Annotated in this window: 14 protein-coding genes and 1 pseudogene; 12 read left to right on the top strand and 3 right to left on the bottom strand. The window is 70.0% G+C overall.

Features of this window, described 5'->3' with window-relative positions:
• Positions 1–2: 2 nt before the first annotated feature.
• Positions 3–1,064, top strand: coding sequence for a DUF7115 domain-containing protein (locus RJT50_RS04640; RefSeq protein WP_313694519.1), 1,062 nt, complete (start codon positions 3–5; stop codon positions 1,062–1,064).
• Between the two features lie 47 nt (positions 1,065–1,111).
• Here RJT50_RS04640 and RJT50_RS04635 read toward each other — a convergent pair whose 3' ends face one another.
• A complete protein-coding gene (locus tag RJT50_RS04635; protein ID WP_313694517.1) occupies positions 1,112–1,486 on the bottom strand; it encodes a DUF5830 family protein in 375 nt (124 codons plus the stop codon).
• 499 nt (positions 1,487–1,985) lie between these two features.
• Between RJT50_RS04635 and RJT50_RS04630 the strand changes: the two genes are divergently transcribed.
• From RJT50_RS04630 to RJT50_RS04620, 3 genes are all read left to right on the top strand, one after another.
• Positions 1,986–3,185 carry an amidohydrolase gene (locus RJT50_RS04630; protein ID WP_425499705.1) on the top strand — a complete coding sequence of 400 codons (1,200 nt, stop codon included), beginning with the start codon at positions 1,986–1,988 and terminating at the stop codon, positions 3,183–3,185.
• A gap of 177 nt (positions 3,186–3,362) precedes the next feature.
• Positions 3,363–4,535, top strand: coding sequence for a PAS domain-containing response regulator (locus RJT50_RS04625; RefSeq protein WP_313694515.1), 1,173 nt, complete (start codon positions 3,363–3,365; stop codon positions 4,533–4,535).
• Between the two features lie 133 nt (positions 4,536–4,668).
• Positions 4,669–5,097, top strand: coding sequence for a CBS domain-containing protein (locus RJT50_RS04620; RefSeq protein WP_313694513.1), 429 nt, complete (start codon positions 4,669–4,671; stop codon positions 5,095–5,097).
• A gap of 16 nt (positions 5,098–5,113) precedes the next feature.
• Here RJT50_RS04620 and RJT50_RS04615 read toward each other — a convergent pair whose 3' ends face one another.
• The gene (locus RJT50_RS04615; protein ID WP_313694511.1) at positions 5,114–5,383 is read right to left on the bottom strand and encodes a DUF2250 domain-containing protein; all 270 of its coding nucleotides are present in this window, start codon (positions 5,381–5,383) and stop codon (positions 5,114–5,116) included.
• 193 nt (positions 5,384–5,576) lie between these two features.
• Here RJT50_RS04615 and RJT50_RS04610 point away from each other — a divergent pair, with 193 nt between their 5' ends.
• Positions 5,577–6,920, top strand: coding sequence for a M28 family peptidase (locus RJT50_RS04610; protein WP_313694509.1), 1,344 nt, complete (start codon positions 5,577–5,579; stop codon positions 6,918–6,920).
• Between the two features lie 231 nt (positions 6,921–7,151).
• On the opposite strand, the gene RJT50_RS04605 is transcribed toward RJT50_RS04610, so the two are convergent.
• On the bottom strand, positions 7,152–9,533 hold the full coding sequence (locus tag RJT50_RS04605) for a methyl-accepting chemotaxis protein (protein ID WP_313694506.1): 2,382 nt from the start codon (positions 9,531–9,533) through the stop codon (positions 7,152–7,154).
• A 238-nt stretch (positions 9,534–9,771) separates the two neighbouring features.
• Between RJT50_RS04605 and ggt the strand changes: the two genes are divergently transcribed.
• From ggt to RJT50_RS04570, 7 genes and pseudogenes are all read left to right on the top strand, one after another.
• Entirely contained in the window at positions 9,772–11,409 is a 1,638-nt protein-coding gene (gene ggt, locus RJT50_RS04600) for a gamma-glutamyltransferase (protein WP_313694504.1), read from the top strand.
• 62 nt (positions 11,410–11,471) lie between these two features.
• Positions 11,472–12,077 (top strand): cupredoxin domain-containing protein, encoded by a 606-nt coding sequence (locus tag RJT50_RS04595; protein WP_313694502.1) that lies wholly within the window; start codon positions 11,472–11,474, stop codon positions 12,075–12,077.
• A 128-nt stretch (positions 12,078–12,205) separates the two neighbouring features.
• Positions 12,206–13,918, top strand: coding sequence for an ABC transporter substrate-binding protein (locus RJT50_RS04590; protein ID WP_313694501.1), 1,713 nt, complete (start codon positions 12,206–12,208; stop codon positions 13,916–13,918).
• A gap of 25 nt (positions 13,919–13,943) precedes the next feature.
• A complete protein-coding gene (locus RJT50_RS04585) occupies positions 13,944–14,891 on the top strand; it encodes an ABC transporter permease (RefSeq protein WP_313694500.1) in 948 nt (315 codons plus the stop codon).
• Position 14,892: 1 nt separating this feature from the next.
• On the top strand, positions 14,893–15,924 hold the full coding sequence (locus RJT50_RS04580) for an ABC transporter permease (protein WP_313694497.1): 1,032 nt from the start codon (positions 14,893–14,895) through the stop codon (positions 15,922–15,924).
• Positions 15,924–17,207, top strand: a complete 1,284-nt coding sequence (locus RJT50_RS04575; RefSeq protein ID WP_313694496.1) for an ABC transporter ATP-binding protein — start codon at positions 15,924–15,926, stop codon at positions 17,205–17,207. The genes RJT50_RS04580 and RJT50_RS04575 overlap by 1 nt, the downstream gene beginning before the upstream one ends.
• A pseudogene (locus tag RJT50_RS04570) lies at positions 17,204–18,241 on the top strand (ABC transporter ATP-binding protein); the annotation flags it as partial. The gene RJT50_RS04575 and the pseudogene RJT50_RS04570, both read left to right, overlap by 4 nt.

Genomic DNA, 18,241 nt, shown 5'->3' with positions numbered 1-18,241 from the left:
CCATGAGTCTTCCGGAACTGGTCCAGCGGGAGATGGGCGAGGAGGACCCCGTCGCCCAGGTCCACCTCGGGGGGGACGACGAACTGTTCATCACCCCGACGCGAACGCTCATCTACCGCGGCGAGGGGCTGCTCTCCGACGAGTCGGTCGAGGAGTACCCCCACGACGCCGAGCGCATCGAGGTGTCCGAGTCGCGGCGCAAGGCGAAGCTGACGCTCGATTACGGGCTCGACGGCGAGCAGACGTTCGCCATCCCGCGCAAGAAACTCGACGGCGTGTTGCACCCGGTCATCGCCGGCGTGCTCTCGGCGGCCGGCATCACGGACGCCGGCGAGACGGTCGAACGGACGTTCCGCTTTTCGGACCTGACGCTCGTCGTCACGAGCGCCCGCGTCGTCAAACACATCGGCGGGGCCGTCTGGGACGACGAGTTCGAGGAGTTCCCGTACGACGACGTGACCGACCTGACCTTCGAGGAGGGGAGCGTCGCCACCTCGGTCGTCCTCTCGGTGAACGGCCGACAGGAACGCTTCAAGGCCCCGGCAGAGGAGGCACGCGCGGTCCGAGCGCTGCTCACGGACACGCTCACGGCCTACTACGACGTCGACGGGCTGGAGGCGTTCCGGGCGCTCTCGGCGGACGCGGAGGGCGAGGACGAGGAGGGGCAAGCGGAGGTGGACTTCGGCGACGGGCCGGACCCCCTCTCGGCCGAACCCGCGGAGGTCGACGACCCGCAGAACGCGACCCGGGATGACCCCCTCGAGGAGTCGCCCGCCGGCGACGACGCCGGCACCGGCAGCACGGTCGAGGAACTGAGCGGAAACGGCGGTGCGAGCACCGGGACGACCGCGGGTGCGAACGCGGGCGGCGCGGCGGCCGCGGCGACCGAACCCCCCGAGGAGGACGCGTTCGAGGGGAGCGGCTTCGAGGTTGCGGAGCCGACGGACGACGCCGCCGAGGAGCTCGCGGCGCTCCGGGCGGAAGTCGAGTCGCAGGGCGAACGGCTCGACCACCAGGCGGAGCTCATCGAGCAGTTGATCCAGGAACTCCGTCGCGGCCGCTGAGTTCGACCCGACGCCGGCTCCCCCGTTTTCTCTCGACGGCGTCCGACCTACTCCCGACCGAGCACCTTCCGCACACACGAGGAGCCGAACGGCCCGAGTTCGCCGGCCTCGAACCGCACGAAGTGTCCGGTGGTGATGGCGGTTCCACACCGTCGACACGAAAAGTCGCCCTCGCGGGTCACGACCTCCGACTCGAACCGGACGAACGAGCCGCCGCGCCGGGTACGGACCGACGCGCCCTCGCGGTCGATGACCCCGCGGTCCTCGGCCGTGTCGAGGATGTCCCGGGTGAGCGCGGGGTTCGTCGTCACCGCCTCGATGCGGTCCATCGCCTCGGCGAGCGGCAGTTCCTCGTCCTCGAGGTGTTCGAGTAGCTCGACGCCGAGTTCGATCGTTTCCTCCCGGGTTCGGTTCGACGGCACGGCTTGTGTCGTACTGTTGGTTCGAGCGGCCGCTTAAACGCCGCGCCCATCGGTGCGATGTGAATCACCTGCTGCCGCTTCCGAAGCGATCAGCACGACGACCGCGAAAGCCCCCGCTCCTCTCGGCTCGGTGCGGCCGCTGCGCTCCTCGCTCGCAAGCTCGCTGTCGTTCGAAAATCGAAGATTTTCGTGATGACGAGAGAGCTCCGCTCTCTCGAACCACGGTGCTTGACGGGTCCGCCGTCGCCGACAGCCGCGGCCCCTTTCAGTCCCACCCAACCACACCTCACCCTTCCCAACCTCCTGTGCTCCTCGCGTGCGCTCCCTCCGGTCGCGAACGCTCCGGTGCTCGTCCCTCGCGCGCGTCTGCTCGCCCCTGGGGCTCGCCGTCACGCGCCGGCCGGCTGATTCACGGTGCGATTCATCGGGAAGCCGTCCCCTCCACGAACCCACCGTTTCGAACCGAAAGGGTTTGGAACCGTCACCCGAACGCTCGCGCATGAGTGACGTGCTCGTGGTGCGGGGCGGCACCGTCCACACGCAGACCGAACGGGGGACGATCGAGGGGAACGTGCTCGTCGAGGACGGCGAGGTCGTCGCCGTCGGCGACGTCGAGGCGCCCGACGACGCCGAGGTCATCGACGCCGAGGGGATGGAGGTGACGCCGGGGCTCGTCGACGCGCACAGCCACGCCGGGATGGCCGAGTGGGGCGAACCCGAGGACGGCGACTTCAACGAGGGGACGAGCGCGACGACCCCGCACGTCAACGCGCTCGACGGCTTCCACCCGCGCGACGAGGAACTCAAACACGCGTTCCAGAACGGCGTCACGACCGTCTCCTCGCGGATGGGCTCCGGCAACGTCATCGGGGGCATCATCTGCTCGATGAAGACCCACGGCCGCACCGCCGACGGAATGTTCGTGCGCGAGGACGGCATGAAGGCCGCGATGGGCGAGAACCCCAAGCGCTTCCACGGCGAGCGCGAGGGCCGCCAGCCCTCGACCCGGCCGGGCGTCGCGGCGACGCTCCGGGAATCGTTCATGAACGCCGAGGACTACCTCGACCGGAAGGAAGGGGCGTCCGAGGAGGGCGAGCCGTTCGAGCGCGACCTCGGCATGGAGAACCTCTCCCGCGTGCTGACGGGCGACCTGCCGCTCCGCGTCCACGCCCACCGCGCGGACGACATCATGACCGTGTTCCGCATCGCCGAGGAGTTCGGCATCGAGGACCTCTCCATCGAGCACGCGACCGAGGGCCACGTCATCGCCGAGGAGTTCGTGGCGCGCGACGTTCCCGCCATCGTCGGCCCGTCGCTCTCCTCGGCCTCGAAGTACGAACTCCGGAACATCACGTTCGAGACGCCCGCCATCCTCCACGAGGCGGGCGTCACCGTCGCCATCCAGACCGACGCGCCCGTGTTGCCCCAGCAGCACCTCGACGTCTGCGTCGGCCTCGCGGTCCGCGCGGGCCTGCCCGAGGACGTCGCGCTCGACGTGGTGACGACGAACCCCGCCGAGATCCTCGGCATCGAGGAGCGCGTCGGGTCGCTCGCGGAGGGCACCGACGCGGACCTCGTCGTCTGGGACGGGCCCTTCCACCGGTTCGAGACGAGCAGCCAGCACGTCGTCGTCGAGGGAAGACACGTGTTCGACCGGGAGGCCGACAGCGTCGACCCGCGCGAGGCGTACGAGTGGTGAGCACGGACGGGTAGTCCGCACTCACGAGCGGCGCCCCGCGTTTTCACCGGCGATCCGCGCACGGTCCCGAGGTGGCCGATCGACCGGGATTTCCTCCGCAGTCGGGCGGTTTCGGCCGAACGCACGAGGCTTTTTGTGGGTGTGTGAACATGTAACAGCAGCAGTTTCCCCCCACCAATGAGTACCAGAGCCGACATCCGGGTGCTGCACGTCGACGACAACGTACAGTTCGGCGATCTCGTCGCGACGTACCTCGAACGGGAGGACGACCGGCTGGACGTCGTCACCTCGACGGGCGCGGCGGATGGGCTCGACCTGCTCGAGGCCGATCGCTTCGAGTGCGTCGTGAGCGACTTCGACATGTCGGGGACGGACGGCCTGGCGTTCCTGGAGGCGGTCCGGGCGGAGCACTCGAACCTCCCGTTCGTCCTCTTCACGGGCAAGGGGAGCGAGGAGATCGCCAGCAGGGCGATCTCGGCCGGCGTCACCGACTACCTCCAGAAGGGCGGGGGCGCGGAACAGTACGCGGTGCTGGCGAACCGCATCGGCAACGCGGTCGCGCGATACCGGGCCGAACGGCAGGTCGTGCAGGGGTTCGAGGCGCTGGAGTCCGCCCGCGAGGGGATCGGCATCCTCGACGAGGACGGCCACTTCACGTACGTCAACGAGGCGTACGCGCGGACGGTCGGCTACTCGAGCGAGGAGCTGATCGACGAGCACTGGGAGCTGCTGTACCCGCCTGACGGCGTCGCCGTCGTCCGCGAGAAGGTCATCCCGGCGGTCTCGACGACCGGCGACTGGTCGGGGGAGATCGAGTGCGTCAGGAAGGACGGGAAGCGCATCGTCGTCGATCACTCGCTCTCGATCTGTGAGGGTGGCGCGTTCATCTGCCGCATCGACGACCTCACGGAGGAGTTCGAACACGCCGGGCTCGCCCGCTCGGACGCGGCGATGCTGGAACGGGCGCTCGACGCCTTCGGGGACGCGATGTTCGTTCTCGACCCCGACGGTAGCGTCAACCGCGTGAACGAGGCCGCCGAGACGGCGTCCGGCCACGACCGAACGGAACTCCGGAGGATGCGCATCTATCAGGTGGTCTCGGAAGCCGACTGGGAGGCGCTCGAGGAGAGCATCCGGACCGCCATCCGGACGGGCGAGTCGACCGTCGAAACCGAACTCGTCGCCGACGACGGGACGACCGTGCCATACGAGTTCCGCGAGCGGCGGCTGCTCGACCGGACCGACGAGGTGGTGGGGGTTCTCGTGGTCGGGCGCGACCTCCGCCCACCCCCGAGCGGCCCGCAGCGGATCGAACGGCGGGAAGCCGGGCCCGAGAGCCCCCACGGCTGAGGGCGGCGGCTGCCGGCGGGCGCCGCCGACCCGCAACCCCTGCCGCGTGGAGCGCGGTCACGGGTCCCGTCGCCGATCGACCCGGGTCGAGTGACCCCCACGCTACAAGTGCCGACGCCGCCGACTCGTAACTATGCTCGTGCGCGAGGTGATGTCCCCCGAGCCGGTGACCGTCGCCGCGGACGCGACGCTCCGCGAGGCGGTCGAACGGATGCTCCGCGAGCGCGTCGGCAGCGTCCTGCTCACGCGGGACGGCGATCCGGCGGGAATCCTCACCGAGACGGACGCGCTCCGCGGCGCGTATCGGGCCGAGCGCTCGCTCGCCGCGGTTCCGGCCGCGGCGGCCGCGACCGAGGGGCTGGTGACGGTCCCCCCGACCGCGACGACGCGGCGGGCGGTCGAACTGATGCGGGACGACGGCGTGAAGAAGCTCGTCGTGACCGAGGGCCTCGACGCGGTCGGGGTCGTCACGACCACCGACCTCGCGCACAACCAGCCCGCGCTCCTCCGTGAAGCCCACGAGATCGAGTCCGGCCGCGGTGACTGGGAGCCCGGGGAGTGACCGGCCGGGACGCCGCTCACTCCACGTCGGCGGTCGAGTGGCCGTTGCGCCGTTCGGCGTCCGGGCCGTCGAGGGCGGCCTCGCCCGCGGGCGTGATGCGGTAGACCGACTCGTCCGTGACGGCCTCCAGCAGGCCCAGGTCCTCCAGCACCGCGATGCGGCGCTCGACGAGGGGAATGTGTGCACCCGTGTTGCCGGCGACGAGCGCCGGGTAGTCCGCGCCCGACTCCCGGAGGTAGGCGAGGACGCGCCTGTCCGTGTCGGTAAGCGTACTGGGCTCCGGCATCTATTGCGTGAATCGGTAGCATGGACCATGAAGCTGACGACTGTGTGGGCCGGTGTCGCACGGTCCACGCCGCTCGCAGGGTGACCGTACGCCGGCGTGACCCATCGAGGGCGCGGTGATCCGGCGGTCCCGTCCGGCTCGTGGGAACAACCGCGACCCGGACGCTCTTGTGACTGTGCGGGAACGTTCCGACATGCACCTTCCCGACGCCGTCGTCGGCGACGCACGGACGAGCGGGTTCGCGTGGGACACGCTCACCGACCTCGTGGACGTCGGCAACCGGATGGCCGGACAGGAGGGCGAACGAAACGGCGCGATGGTCGTCCGCGACGCGTTCGCGGACGCGGGGCTGTGCGACCCACACGTCGAGGAGTTCGAGATCCCCGGGTGGTGGCGCGGCGACTCCGTGCTCGAGATTCACGAGCCGAGCGAGCGCGTCCACGCGGGCCAGCAGGACGTGCTCGCGCTCCCGGGCTGTCCGGCCGGCGAGGCGACCGGCACGGTGGTCGACGTGGGCGACGGCACCTACGAGGAGTTCGAGGCGCGCGCGGACGACCTCGACGGCGCGGTCGCGCTGGCCTCCTCGAACACGCCCGAGGAGGCCGACCGCTGGATCCACCGCATGGAGAAGTACGTCAACGCGGCCGACCACGGCGCGGTCGCGTTCCTGTTCCGCAACCACGTCGAGGGGTCGGTGCCGCCGACGGGGGAGGTCGGCTACCACCAGCGACCCGGCCCGATCCCCGCGCTGGGCGTCTCCCGCGAAGTCGGGGCACGACTCGCCCGCTACGCCGAGGAGGGCTGTGAGGTCACGGTGTCCGTCGACTGCCGGAACGAACCGACGTCCTCGCGGAACGTCGTCGCCGACGTTGGTCCCGACACCGAGGAGGCGGTCCTCCTCACGGCCCACGTCGACGCCCACGACATCAGCGACGGCGCGAACGACAACGGCGCGGGCTCGGCGCTCGTCGCCGAGGTCGGCCGCCTGCTGGCCGACGTCGACCTCGACACGCGGGTCCGCTGCATCACGTTCGGCTCGGAGGAGATCGGCCTCTGGGGCGCCTACCACGCCGCGGAGACGCTCGACCTCGACTCGGTGAAGTGCGTCGTGAACCTCGACGGCGCGGGCTCCAGCCGGTCGCTCAGGGTCGGCTCGAACGGCTTCGACTCGGTGGAGTCGGTGTTCGCCGACGTGACCGACGACCTGAACGCGCCGCTGGTGACCGACGACACGGTCTCCCCGCACGGCGACCAGTGGGCGTTCGTCCAGGAGGGCGTCCCGGCGGTGATGACCTCGACCGTCTCGGAGTCGTCGGGCCGCGGCTGGGGCCACACCCACGCCGACACGCTCGACAAACTCGACCCGCGTGACCTCCCGGACGTGGCCGTCCTCGTCGCCGAGGCGGTCGCCCGCCTCGCCAGCGACGACGCGGAGACGCCACACCGGACCCGCTCGGAGATGGCCGAGGCCATCGACGACGGCTACGTGCAGGAACTGAAGATGGGCGGGCGCTGGCCGTACGACGACCTGGACTAGGTCGGTTGCGCCGCTCGAGCCGCTCGAGTCGCGGCCGGCGATCTGCTGGTATGGTAACTCCTCCGGGCCACCGCCGACAGCAACAGCACGACCACGACAGCCGCGGCCCCTTTCAGTCCCACCCGTGGCCGTTCCGGGCCTGCGTCGCCGCCGGCGGTTCGTCTCCGTGCGATCAGTGACGGATACGGACTCGTTCGAGGGTATCAGGCCGCGTCGGGGCCGGCCGGCTCCCTACTCGCTCCCGCCGTCGGTGGCGGCCGCGTCGCCGCGGATCGGGGTCCCGTCCGCGTCGTCGGCCGGGCCGTCGCCGACCCACTCCATCCCTTCGCCGTCGTCGGGAGTCGGGCGGGCGCCGTCCGAACCAGCATCGAACGTCGCCCCTGACGCGACCGTCGCGTCCTCGCGGTCGGTCTCGAACTGCGAGAGTGCCTCGTCGAGTTCGAGCGCGCGCTCGGCCAGGTCGTCCGCGACGCCGACGACCTCCTCGATGGAGGTGGTCTGCTCTTCGGCCGCGGCGGCCACGCCGTCGGCCTCGCTCGCCGTCTCGCGGGCGGTCTCGCGCACGTCGTCCATCATCGCCGCGACCTCCTCGGCGCTCGCGGCCTGGTCGTCGGTCGCGCCGTTGATCTCCTGCATCCCGTCGTTCGCCTCCTCAACCAGGTCGGCGACCGAGCGGAGCGAGTCCGTGGCGGTGTCGACCGTCTCCGAGCCGTCCCCGAGTCGTGCCCGGGCGTCCCGCATGTCGCGGGCGGTCGTCTCGGTCTGTTCGCGGATCGCGGTGAGCTGCGTCTCGACCTCCTCGGCGTGCGTCTGGGCTTCCGTGGCGAGCGACTTCACCTCATCGGCGACGACCGCGAAGCCCTCGCTGCCGGCCTCGGCGCGGGCCGCCTCGATGTTCGCGTTGAGCGCGATCAGGTTCGTCCTGTCCGCGATGGTCGAGACGCGCTCGATGACCTCGCTGATCTCCTCCATCCGCTCGACGAGCGTCTCCACCTCGCCGACCGCGGACTCGGTCCGGTCTTCCACGTCCGCGACGGCGTCGACGGCCTCCTCGGCGGCGACTCTCCCCTCGCGGGCCTCCTCGGCGGTCTCCTCGGCGGTGGAGGCGACCCCGCCGGCGGTGGAGGCGACCTCCTCGACGGTCGCCGAGACGGTGTTCATCTCGTCGGCCGCCTCGCTCAGCCGCTCGCGCTGCTCCTCCGTCTCCGCGCTGACGTCAGTCATCGACGTGGCGACCTGTCCGCTCACCTGCCCGACCTCCGTGGCGCTTTGCGCGAGGTCGCCGCTGGCGTCCCGGACGGCGTCGGCGAACGACTGCACCTCCGCGACGGTCCCGGCGAGCTCGTCGAGCACGTCGTTCAGCTCCCTGCCGAGCCGCCTGATCGCCGCCGCGTCGCTCTCGGGGTCCACGCGCGCGGTGAGGTCTCCGTCGCCGACGCGCTCGATGACCGAGCCGTAGTGGGCGGTCTTCTCCTCCAGGTGTGAGCTGAGGTGTTCGGCCTCCTGCTTGGCGCCGAGCGCCTCGGCCTCCGCCGCCTCCGCCTCGTCGATGCGCTCCCGGAGCCCGACGCGCATCGCGTCGAAGCCGGCGTAGAGCTCCCCGAGCTCGTCCTCGCGGTCGCTCTCTATCTCCCGGTCGAGTTCGCCCGCCTCCAGATCGCGCGCGGTGTCGGTCAGGTCCCGGAGCGCGAGGACGGTCGGACGCTCGACGACGAACCCGAACCCGAACAGCAGCAGCCCGACGACGACGAGCAGCCCGATGATGCGGACGCCGACCGCGTCGGCGAGCCCGAACAGCGTGGAGGGCGGCGCGCTGGAGACGACCGCCCAGTCGGATTCGCCCATCGCCCGGTAGGCGACGACGGCGTCGTCGCCCGAGCCCGACTCCCCGCCCGCGACGGTCCGCGTTCCGTTCGTGTCGTTCAGCGCCGCGACGACGGCCGGCGACTGGACGCCGCTCCCCGCGACGTGCTGGGTCCCGACCGCGTCGGGCGATTCAGTGTCCAGGGTGACGGTGCCGTTGCCGGTGACGAGTCGCGTGCGGGAGCCGGGCACCATCGTCTCTAACTGGGTCGAGATGGCCGTAACGTTCAGCTCGGTCACCACGGTTCCGCCGGTGTTCACGCGGGTGTACAGCACCCACGAGCGGTGGCCGTCGCGCTCGACGTAGTCGACGATCTCGGTCGCGTTCGGGGGCGGTGCCAGCCCGATCTCGTCGAGCGTCGCCCCGGCGAGGTCGCTGTCGGAACTCGCCTCGATCTCGCCGCCGTACTTGGCGTAGTGGACGGCGATGACGCGATCGGAGCCGAGCGAACGGTCGCGGAGCACCGCCTGAAGCTCCCACTGGCGGGCCTCCTGGTCGGTCGTCGCGGTCGAGACGCGGCCGACCTCGCTGGCGGTCGCCTCGGCCGACCGCTTCGCGTCGTGCAGGACCGTGTCGAGGACGCTCCCCTGCATGCTCGCCTGCCCGTCGAGCCCGTCGCGCTGTTCGGTGCGAACCTGCCCGGTCACGTCCACGTAGACGGCCGCGCCGACCAGCCCACCGACCAGGAGCACGGCCGCGACGCCGACGACTACCTTCGCGGTGTAGCTCCGGCGCGGGTCGACGTTCATCGGCTCTTCCTCGGTCGTGCGGGTCGTGTGTTGCTCGTCATGTGAGTCCGCGCGCCCGCCGGCCCGCGTTTCGACCGGCGGAACTGCGACTACCGAACGGTGGCCCGGTTGGCCGTTTCATGTTTCCGGACAAATTCTCGATGTTGAGACTCCGGCACGACTCGGTCGACACGCGCCGGGAACGGGGCCATTCGGCCGGAGCCGGTGGTGACTTTTACCGCGCGCCCCATCTCCGACCATGAGCGAACCCGACCTCGACCGCTTCGCCTCGCGCCGCTCGACGGTCTACGGCCAGCGGGGCGTCGTCGCCACCAGCCAGCCGCTCGCGTCGCAGGCGGGCATCTCCGTGCTCGAAGACGGCGGCAACGCTTTCGACGCCGCCGTCGCAACCGCGGCCGCGCTGAACGTCGTCGAACCCACCTCGACCGGCCTCGGGGGCGACGTGTTCGCCCTCTACCGCACGGCCGACGGCGAGGTGGGCGCGATGCGCTCGTGCGGCCCGGCGCCGGCCGACGCCACCATCGAGAACGTCCGCGAGGCGGTCGCCGAGGGGGAGGACGTCGACCCCGCGGACGCCGAGATGCCCGCGACGGGCGCGCACGCGGTGACGGTGCCCGGAACCGCCCGCGGCTGGGAGACGACCGTCGAGACGTTCGGCGAGAAGTCGCTGGCGGAACTGCTTCGGCCGGCGATCCGGTACGCCACGGAGGGCTACCCGGTCTCGGAGGTCGTCGCCGCCCAGTGGCAGCACGGCGAGGAGCTATTCGAATCGTCCCACGCACGCGAAGCGTTCCTGTTCGACGGCGAGGCCCCCGCGACCGGCCGGACCGTCACGCTCCCGAAGCTCGGGGCGACGATGGAGCGGATCGCGGCCGAGGGCGCGGACGTCGTGTACGAGGGCGACGTCGCCGAGGCGATCGCCGAGGAAGTGCAGGCCGGCGGCGGGTTCATGACGACCGAGGACCTCGCAGACTTCGAGCCGGAGTTTCTCGACCCCGTGTCGACGACGTACAACGGCGTCGAGGTGTTCGAACTCCCGCCGAACAACCAGGGGCTCATCGCGCTGGAGGCGCTCAACGTCGCCGAGGCACTCGGCGCGGGCGAGCACGACGTCGACTCGCCCGAGCGGGTCCACTACTTCTCGGAGGCGCTGAAGCTCGCGTTCCGCGACGGCCACCGCTACATCACCGACCCCGAGTTCGAGGACCACCCGCCCCTCGCCTCGAAGGAGTGGGCGAAAAGGCGCGCGAGCGAGGTCGGCGAACGTGCCAACCGGGACGTGAGCTTCGGCGTCCCCGACGCGAACGCGGAGGACGCCGACACCGTGCTGCTGTGTGTCGCCGACGACGAAGGGAACGTCGTCTCCTACATCAACTCCCGCTTCGCCGGCTTCGGCTCCGGGCTGGTCGCGGGCGACACGGGCATCGCGCTCCAGAACCGCGGCGCCTCCTTCTCGCTCGACCCCGACCACCCGAACTCGCTGGAACCCGGAAAGCGTCCGTTCCACACACTGATCCCGGCGCTGGCGGACTTCGCGCCCGACGACGACGCGACGGACGACTGGGCCGCGTTCGGCGTCATGGGCGGCTACATGCAGCCCCAGGGCCACCTCCAGGTCGTCTCCAACCTCGTCGACTACGACCTGCCGCTCCAGGCGGCGCTCGACCGGCCGCGCTGGCGCTACCGCGAGGACGACACGCTCGCGCTGGAGCCGCACTTCGACTCCCACGTCGCCGCGAAACTCGCCCGGAAGGGCCACGACGTGGCGACGCTGCCGGCGGGGCTGTTCGGCGGCGCACAGATCGTTCGCAACGAGGACGGGACGCTCTCGGCGGCGACCGAGCCCCGGAAGGACGGGAACGCGCAGGGCTACTGAGTCGGCCGGCGGCGGGACGCCGCGGTGCTTGCGTTTATGGGCGTCCCCTCCCAACGCCGGGTATGACCGGCCAACGGACGCGACGCGGAGCCCTCCGGGCGATCGGAGCCGCCGGCCTCGCGGGAGCGACGGCGATCGCGGGCTGTGCGGGAACGTCGTCGGTCGACGCCGACGGGACGACCTCGCCAGCCGGGGACGGTACCGACGCCCCGCCGGCGACCACCGAACCCGCCGTGCCGCGGACGGACTCCGTCGGGATGGGCTGTGACGCCTCCGGGGAGTACCAGTTCGTCCCCGCGCTGATCCGGGTCGAGCCCGGCACGACCGTCTCCTTCGGCGTCACCTCGCAGTGTCGCCAGCAGACGCTGGCGTACCACCCGGACAACGACGCGCCGCTTCGCATCCCGGAGGCGGCCGAGTCGTGGTCGAGCGACGCCATGCAGCGGAGCGGGACGTTCGAGTACACGTTCGAACTGGCGGGCGTCTACGACTACTTCGGGCTCAGCGAGGCGACCGGCCAGGTCGGCAGCGTCGTCGTCGGGTCGCCCGACCCCGACGGCCAGCCCGGCCTCGCCGAGCCGCAGTCGGACCTCCCGGACCCGGCGAAAACTGCCCTCACCGAACTCAACGAACGGACGCGAGCGCTGCTCGATGGCGGCAACGCTTAATAACTAAAACGGCCATTTCACCAAATAGATAATCCCCGAATTTCGGCCCCTATGGGCTCTTATCCTCCGAATTTCGACGGATTGATGGATTCAAAAGGCTTTTACGATATGAGGTGTGGCTTGTTGGTATGCCTCAGGATGACACCCGAGAGCGTTTCGACATCAACAGGCGTCGGCTCGTCCAGTCGCTGGGCGTGGGCGGCGTAGCGGGGCTCGCCGGCTGTGCCGGCGGCGGGGACGGCACGGACACGCCGGGCGAGTCCACGCCGACTCCCGAGGACGAGACGCCCACGCCGGCCGACCCCGACGCGGTGCAGATGGGCGGGGAGCTCATCGCGACGTTCGGGGCCGACGTCAAGAACTTCGACCCGACGGCCGCCAACGACACCACCTCGAGCAAGGCGTTCGGGCTCGTCTACGAGCCGCTCGTCGCGGTGGACTTCAGCGGGGCACCACAGCCGGTGCTCGCCGAATCCGTCGAGCAGCTCGAGGGCGATCTCATGTGGCAGATCACGCTCCGTGAGGGCATCACGTTCCACGACGGCTCCGAGCTCACCGCCGCCGACGTGAAGGCGACGTTCGAGCGCTACGAGGGCACCTCCCGCGAGGCCGACGTGTACAACTGGTACAGCAGTTCCACGATCCAGGACGACTACACGCTGGACGTCGAGCTGTCCGCCCAGTACGCCCCCCTCAAGTTCGCGATGGCGGGCGTGCCGATCACGCCGGAGGCGGTCGCGAACGGCGATCTCGACCTGACCGAGGACCCGATCGGGACGGGCCCGTACGTGTTCGAGGAGCACCAGCCCGACGAGCTGTTCCGCATCTCGCGGAACGACGACTACTGGTTCACCGGGAGCGACTCGATGCCCGAGCAGCCGCCGATCGAGACGGTCACGTTCCGCGTCATCACCGAGCAGTCGGCACAGCTGGCCGCGCTGCAGGCCGGCGACGTGGACCTGATCAACAACGTGCCCGCCGAGAGCTACTCGGACCTGCAGGACAACGAGGACTTCACCGTCACCGAGCGGACCCAGGGCGGGTTCGACTTTCTGGCGTTCCCGACGAACGTCTCCCCGTGGGACAACGCGAAGGTCCGCCGGGGCGTCTCCCGACTGGTGCCGCGCGAGGCGATCGTCGAATCCGTGTACAACGGCATCGGGAGCCCGGCGTACTCGCCGATCTCGCCGCTGGCCGCCCAGTTCACCTCGACCGAGTTCAACCAGCGGATGGGCGAGGAGTACCTGGGCTACGACACCGAACAGGCTGCCACGCTCCTCGAGGAGGGGCTCAACGAGGCCGGCGTCGAGACGCCGTTCCAGACGACGATGATCACCAACCAGAACCCCCAGCGGGTTCGCTGGTGTCAGCTGATCCAGGAGAGCCTGAACAGCACGGACTTCTTCGAGGTGTCGCTCGAGCAGTACGAGTGGAACACGTTCACCGGCATCGTGCTCGCGGAGGACTCGGCCGACCAGAACCACCTGATGGCGCTCGGCTGGTCCGCGGGCTGGGACGCGGACGCGTACGTCCACAACCTGTTCCACACCGACCAGTTCACGCCGGCCTGCTGTAACCTCGCCCACTACGAGTCGGAGGAGGCGAACTCGCTCATCGAGCAGGGGCTCCAGACGTACGACCTCGACGAGCGCGCCACCATCTACCAGGACCTGATGGAGCTGGTGTGTGAGGAAGCGCCGATGACGTACATCCGGTACGGGAAGTCGATGGACGCGTTCCGGTCCGACGTGGTGAAGGGCTGGCAGACGTATCCGATCGACAGCGGGGAGTTCAACGGCGTCTACTCGCCGACGGGAGCGTTCACCTACGTCGACAAGTAACGCCCGCCTCCCGTCCGTCTCTCCAATGTCACTTCAACGCTATCTCGTCAAGCGGTTGCTGGTCACCATCCCCGTCCTGTTCGGGGTGTCGGTACTGACGTTCTCGCTCACGAAGCTGCTGCCGGGGACGCCGGTCGACTACATCCTGCAGTTTCAGGAGGCGACCCCGGAGCTGCGCGCACAGCTCGAGGCACAGTACAACCTCGACGAACCGATCTACGTCCAGTACTGGCTCTGGCTCAAGGACGCCGTCCTCCTGGACTTCGGGGAGTCGGTCATCTCCGACCGGAGCGTGAGCGGGGCGATCATCGCGCGGCTGCCCGACACGTTCGTGCTCGGTCTGGCAGGGTTCACGATCGCCATCGGGATCGGCATCCCCGCCGGCATCGTCTCGGCCGTCAAGAAGGGCGAGACGGCCGACGAGGTGAGCCGGGTCGGCGCGCTGCTCGGGATCGCAACGCCGAACTTCTGGCTCGGCCTGATGCTGCTTCTGGTGTTCAGCGTACAGCTCGGCCTCTTCCGGGTGATCCCGCCCGACAAGCCGGTGCTCTCGCTCGCGATGTTCAAGTTCATGATCCTGCCGGCGATCACGCTGGGCACCGCCTCCGCGGCGCTCATCATGCGGCTGATGCGCTCGTCGATGGTGGAGGAGCTGAACAAGGACTACGTCCGCACCGCCCGCGCGAAAGGGCTGTCCGAGCGAACGGTGGTCCTGAAACACGTGTTGCGGAACTCGCTCATCTCGGTCGTGACCGTCGCGGCCCTGCAGATCGCCTTCCTCGTCGACGGCGCGGTCGTCGTCGAGACGGTGTTCTCCTGGCCCGGCCTCGGGCGGCTGCTCATCGGCGCGATCAACCAGCGGGACTTCCCCATCCTCCAGGCCACCGTACTGCTCATCGCAACGACGATCGTGTTCGCGAACCTGCTCGCGGACATCGCCTACTCGTGGCTCGACCCACGGATTCGCTACTGACATGTCTCACGAACCATCCAGATCACCGACGACCGACCGCGGCCGGATCCGGGTGACCGGGTTCGACGCGACCGAACTCGCCGACCGCGGCGAGCTGTTCGACTGGGAACCGGAAGAGAGCACGACCGCCCGCTCACGACGCGCCCGCGCGTGGAAGCGCTTCAAGCGGAATCGGACCGCGCTGTTCGGGCTGGGGGTCATCGCGCTGATGGCGCTCTCGACGATCTTCGCCCGACCGATCGTCATCGAGGGCATCACCGTCCAGCCGTTCTCGCTGGCGCCGTTCGACCCGAGCGCGTCGAACTTCAACGCGCTGGACCAGGCACCGTCGGCGACCCACCCGTTCGGGACCGACTGGTCCGGGAAGGACATCTTCTCGCGGGTGCTGTACGGCGGCCGGTTCAGCCTCTCGATCGGCTTCATCACCATCGGCATCGCGCTGTCGGTCGGCGTCCCGCTCGGCTCGATCGCGGGCTACTACGGCGGCTGGATCGACGAGATCATCATGCGCGTCGTCGACGTCCTGTACGCGTTCCCGTTCCTCGTGCTCGCAATCGCGCTCATCGCGGTGCTGGGCCAGGGGTTCTGGAAGCTGATCCTCGCGCTGGTGCTGGTCGTCTGGATCGGCTACGCCAGGCTGATCCGCGGTGAGATCCTCTCGATCAAGGAGAACGAGTACGTCACCGCCGCCAGGGCGCTCGGCGCGCGCGACCGCTCGATCATCTTCCGGCACGTCGTGCCGAACGCGCTCGCGCCGGTCATCGTGCAGGCGACGCTCGGCGTCGGGACCATCGTGCTCTCGGCGGCCGCGCTCGGCTTCCTCGGGCTGGGACTGCCGCCGGGCACCTCGGAGTGGGGGAGCATGCTCTCCTCGGGCCGCCAGAGCCTCATCCAGGGGCAGTGGTGGATCACCGTCGCGCCGGGGCTCGCGATCTTCCTCTTCGTGCTCTCGATCAACCTCGTCGGCGACGGCGTCCGGGACGCGCTCGACCCACAGGACACCGGTGGCAGTGCGGAACAGGGGGTCCGCTGATGGCGGCCTCCGGCACCCCGCTGCTCGAGGTCGACGGGCTCCAGACGAGTTTCTACACCGAGGAGGGTCAGGTGAAGGCGGTCGACGAGGTCACCTACACCATCGGCCGCGGCGAGCGGTTCGGCGTCGTCGGCGAGTCCGGGGCCGGCAAGTCCGTGACCAGCCTCTCGCTCATGCGGCTCATCGACAGCCCGGGCCGCATCGAGGGCGGCAGCATCCGGTTCAACTCGGAGGTGGCGACCGCGAAGCTCGCCCGGGAGTTCCCCGAGGGCGTCGCCACCGAGAGCCGGGACGGCTACATCCACGTCGAGGAGGTCCGCGACGACGCCGGCAGCGTCGGCACCGACCCCGGCGCGGCCGTCAGGGAGCGCCCCGGCGACGTGGCGACCGAGTTCCACGACGGGACGCTCCACGTCGAGGCCGGCCACGTCGACGTGCTGGCCGCGCCGTCCGAGGCGATGCGGGAACTGCGGGGCGGGGAGATTGCGATGATCTTCCAGGACCCCCACACCGCGTTGAACCCGGTGTACACCGTCGGCGAGCAGATCGCCGAGGCGATCCGGGAGCACATGGACCTCGACGACGAGGCGGTCCGCGAGCGGGCGATCGAGATGCTCGAACAGGTCGGCATCCCCGACCCGGCCGAGCGCTACTCCGACTACCCCCACCAGTTCTCGGGCGGGATGCAACAGCGCGCGGTCATCGCCATCGCGCTGTCGTGTGACCCGGAGCTCATCATCGCCGACGAGCCGACGACCGCGCTCGACGTCACCATCGAAGCGCAGATCCTCGAACTGCTCGAGGAGCTCTCCGAGGAGTTCGGCGTCGCCATCCAGCTCATCACCCACGACCTGGGCGTCGTCGCCGAACTCTGTGAGCGCGTCATGGTCATGTACGCCGGGCGCGCCGTCGAGAAGGCGACCGTCGAGGAGCTGTACTACGAGCCCAAACACCCGTACACGGTCGGGCTGATGGGGTCGATCCCGCGCGTGGGCGACCAGCGCGAGAAGCTCGACACGATCCCGGGGACGATGCCGGACCTCGTCCAGCTTCCCCCGGGCTGTAACTTCCACCCGCGCTGTCCGTACGCCGAGGAGGTCTGCACGAAACGTGACCCCGAACTGTACGACACCGCGGACGGCACCATCGCGGACGAGTCCGACCCGTCGGTCCACGGCGCGGCGTGCCTGGAGTACGTCGGCGAACTGACCGAGGGGCTCGACTTCGAGGTGGTCGTGCGGGACGAGGCGACCGCCTCGGCCGACGGGGGTGAGTCCCCGTGAGCCAGGGCGTCGAGGGCGAACCCGACTCCGCGGGCGGCGACTCGCTCATCCGCGCCGAGGGACTCACGAAACACTACACGACCGAGGACGGGTTCCTCGACCGCCTGCTCGGCGAGCAGGAGTACGTCCAGGCGGTCGACGGGGTCGACATCGAGGTCGGCCCCGGCGAGACGGTCGGGCTGGTCGGCGAGTCGGGCTGCGGGAAGTCCTCGCTCGGGCGGACGCTGCTCGGGCTGGAGGAGGCGACCGACGGCTCCGTCTACTACGACGGCGTCGACCTCACCGAGCTCTCGGAGTCCGAGATGCGCGAGTACCGGACGGAGCTCCAGTTCATCTTCCAGAACCCGTTCGCCTCGCTCAACCCCCGGCTCACCATCAGCGACATCGTCGGCGAGGCGCTCGACATCCACGGGCTCGCGGAGGGCCAGGAGCGACGCGCCCGCGTCGAGGAGCTGCTGGAGACGGTCGGCTTGCAGGCGAGCCACGCCTCGCGCTACCCGCACGAGTTCTCGGGCGGCCAGCGCCAGCGCATCGGCATCGCCCGGGCGCTCGCGGTCGACCCCGAGTTCATCGTCTGTGACGAGCCGGTGTCGGCACTCGACGTGAGCGTGCAGGCCCAGATCCTGAACCTGCTGGAGGGCCTCCAGGACGAGTTCGGGCTCTCGTACCTGTTCATCGCCCACGACCTCTCGGTGGTCGAGCACATCGCCGACAAGATCGCGGTGATGTATCTGGGCGAGGTCGTCGAGTTCGGGACGACCGAGGAGATCTTCTCGCCGCCGTACCACCCGTACACGCGGTCGCTGCTCTCGGCGATCCCGGAGCCGGATCCGCTGTGGGAGGGCGACCGGGTCATCCTCGAGGGGAACGTCCCCTCGCCCATCGACCCGCCGTCGGGCTGTAAGTTCCACACGCGCTGTCCGATCGCCCACGAGGACTGCAGCGAGTGGGACGAGCACCCCGACCTGATCGACGTCGACGGCGAGCACGGCATCGCCTGCCCGTACTACGAGGAAGTCGAATCCGGGATGGGG

The sequence above is a fragment of the Halobaculum sp. XH14 genome (assembly GCF_032116555.1).
GTDB lineage: Archaea > Halobacteriota > Halobacteria > Halobacteriales > Haloferacaceae > Halorarum > Halorarum halobium.
Note: the sequence above shows the minus strand (reverse complement) of the source record. Positions and strands in the feature narration are given on the sequence as shown.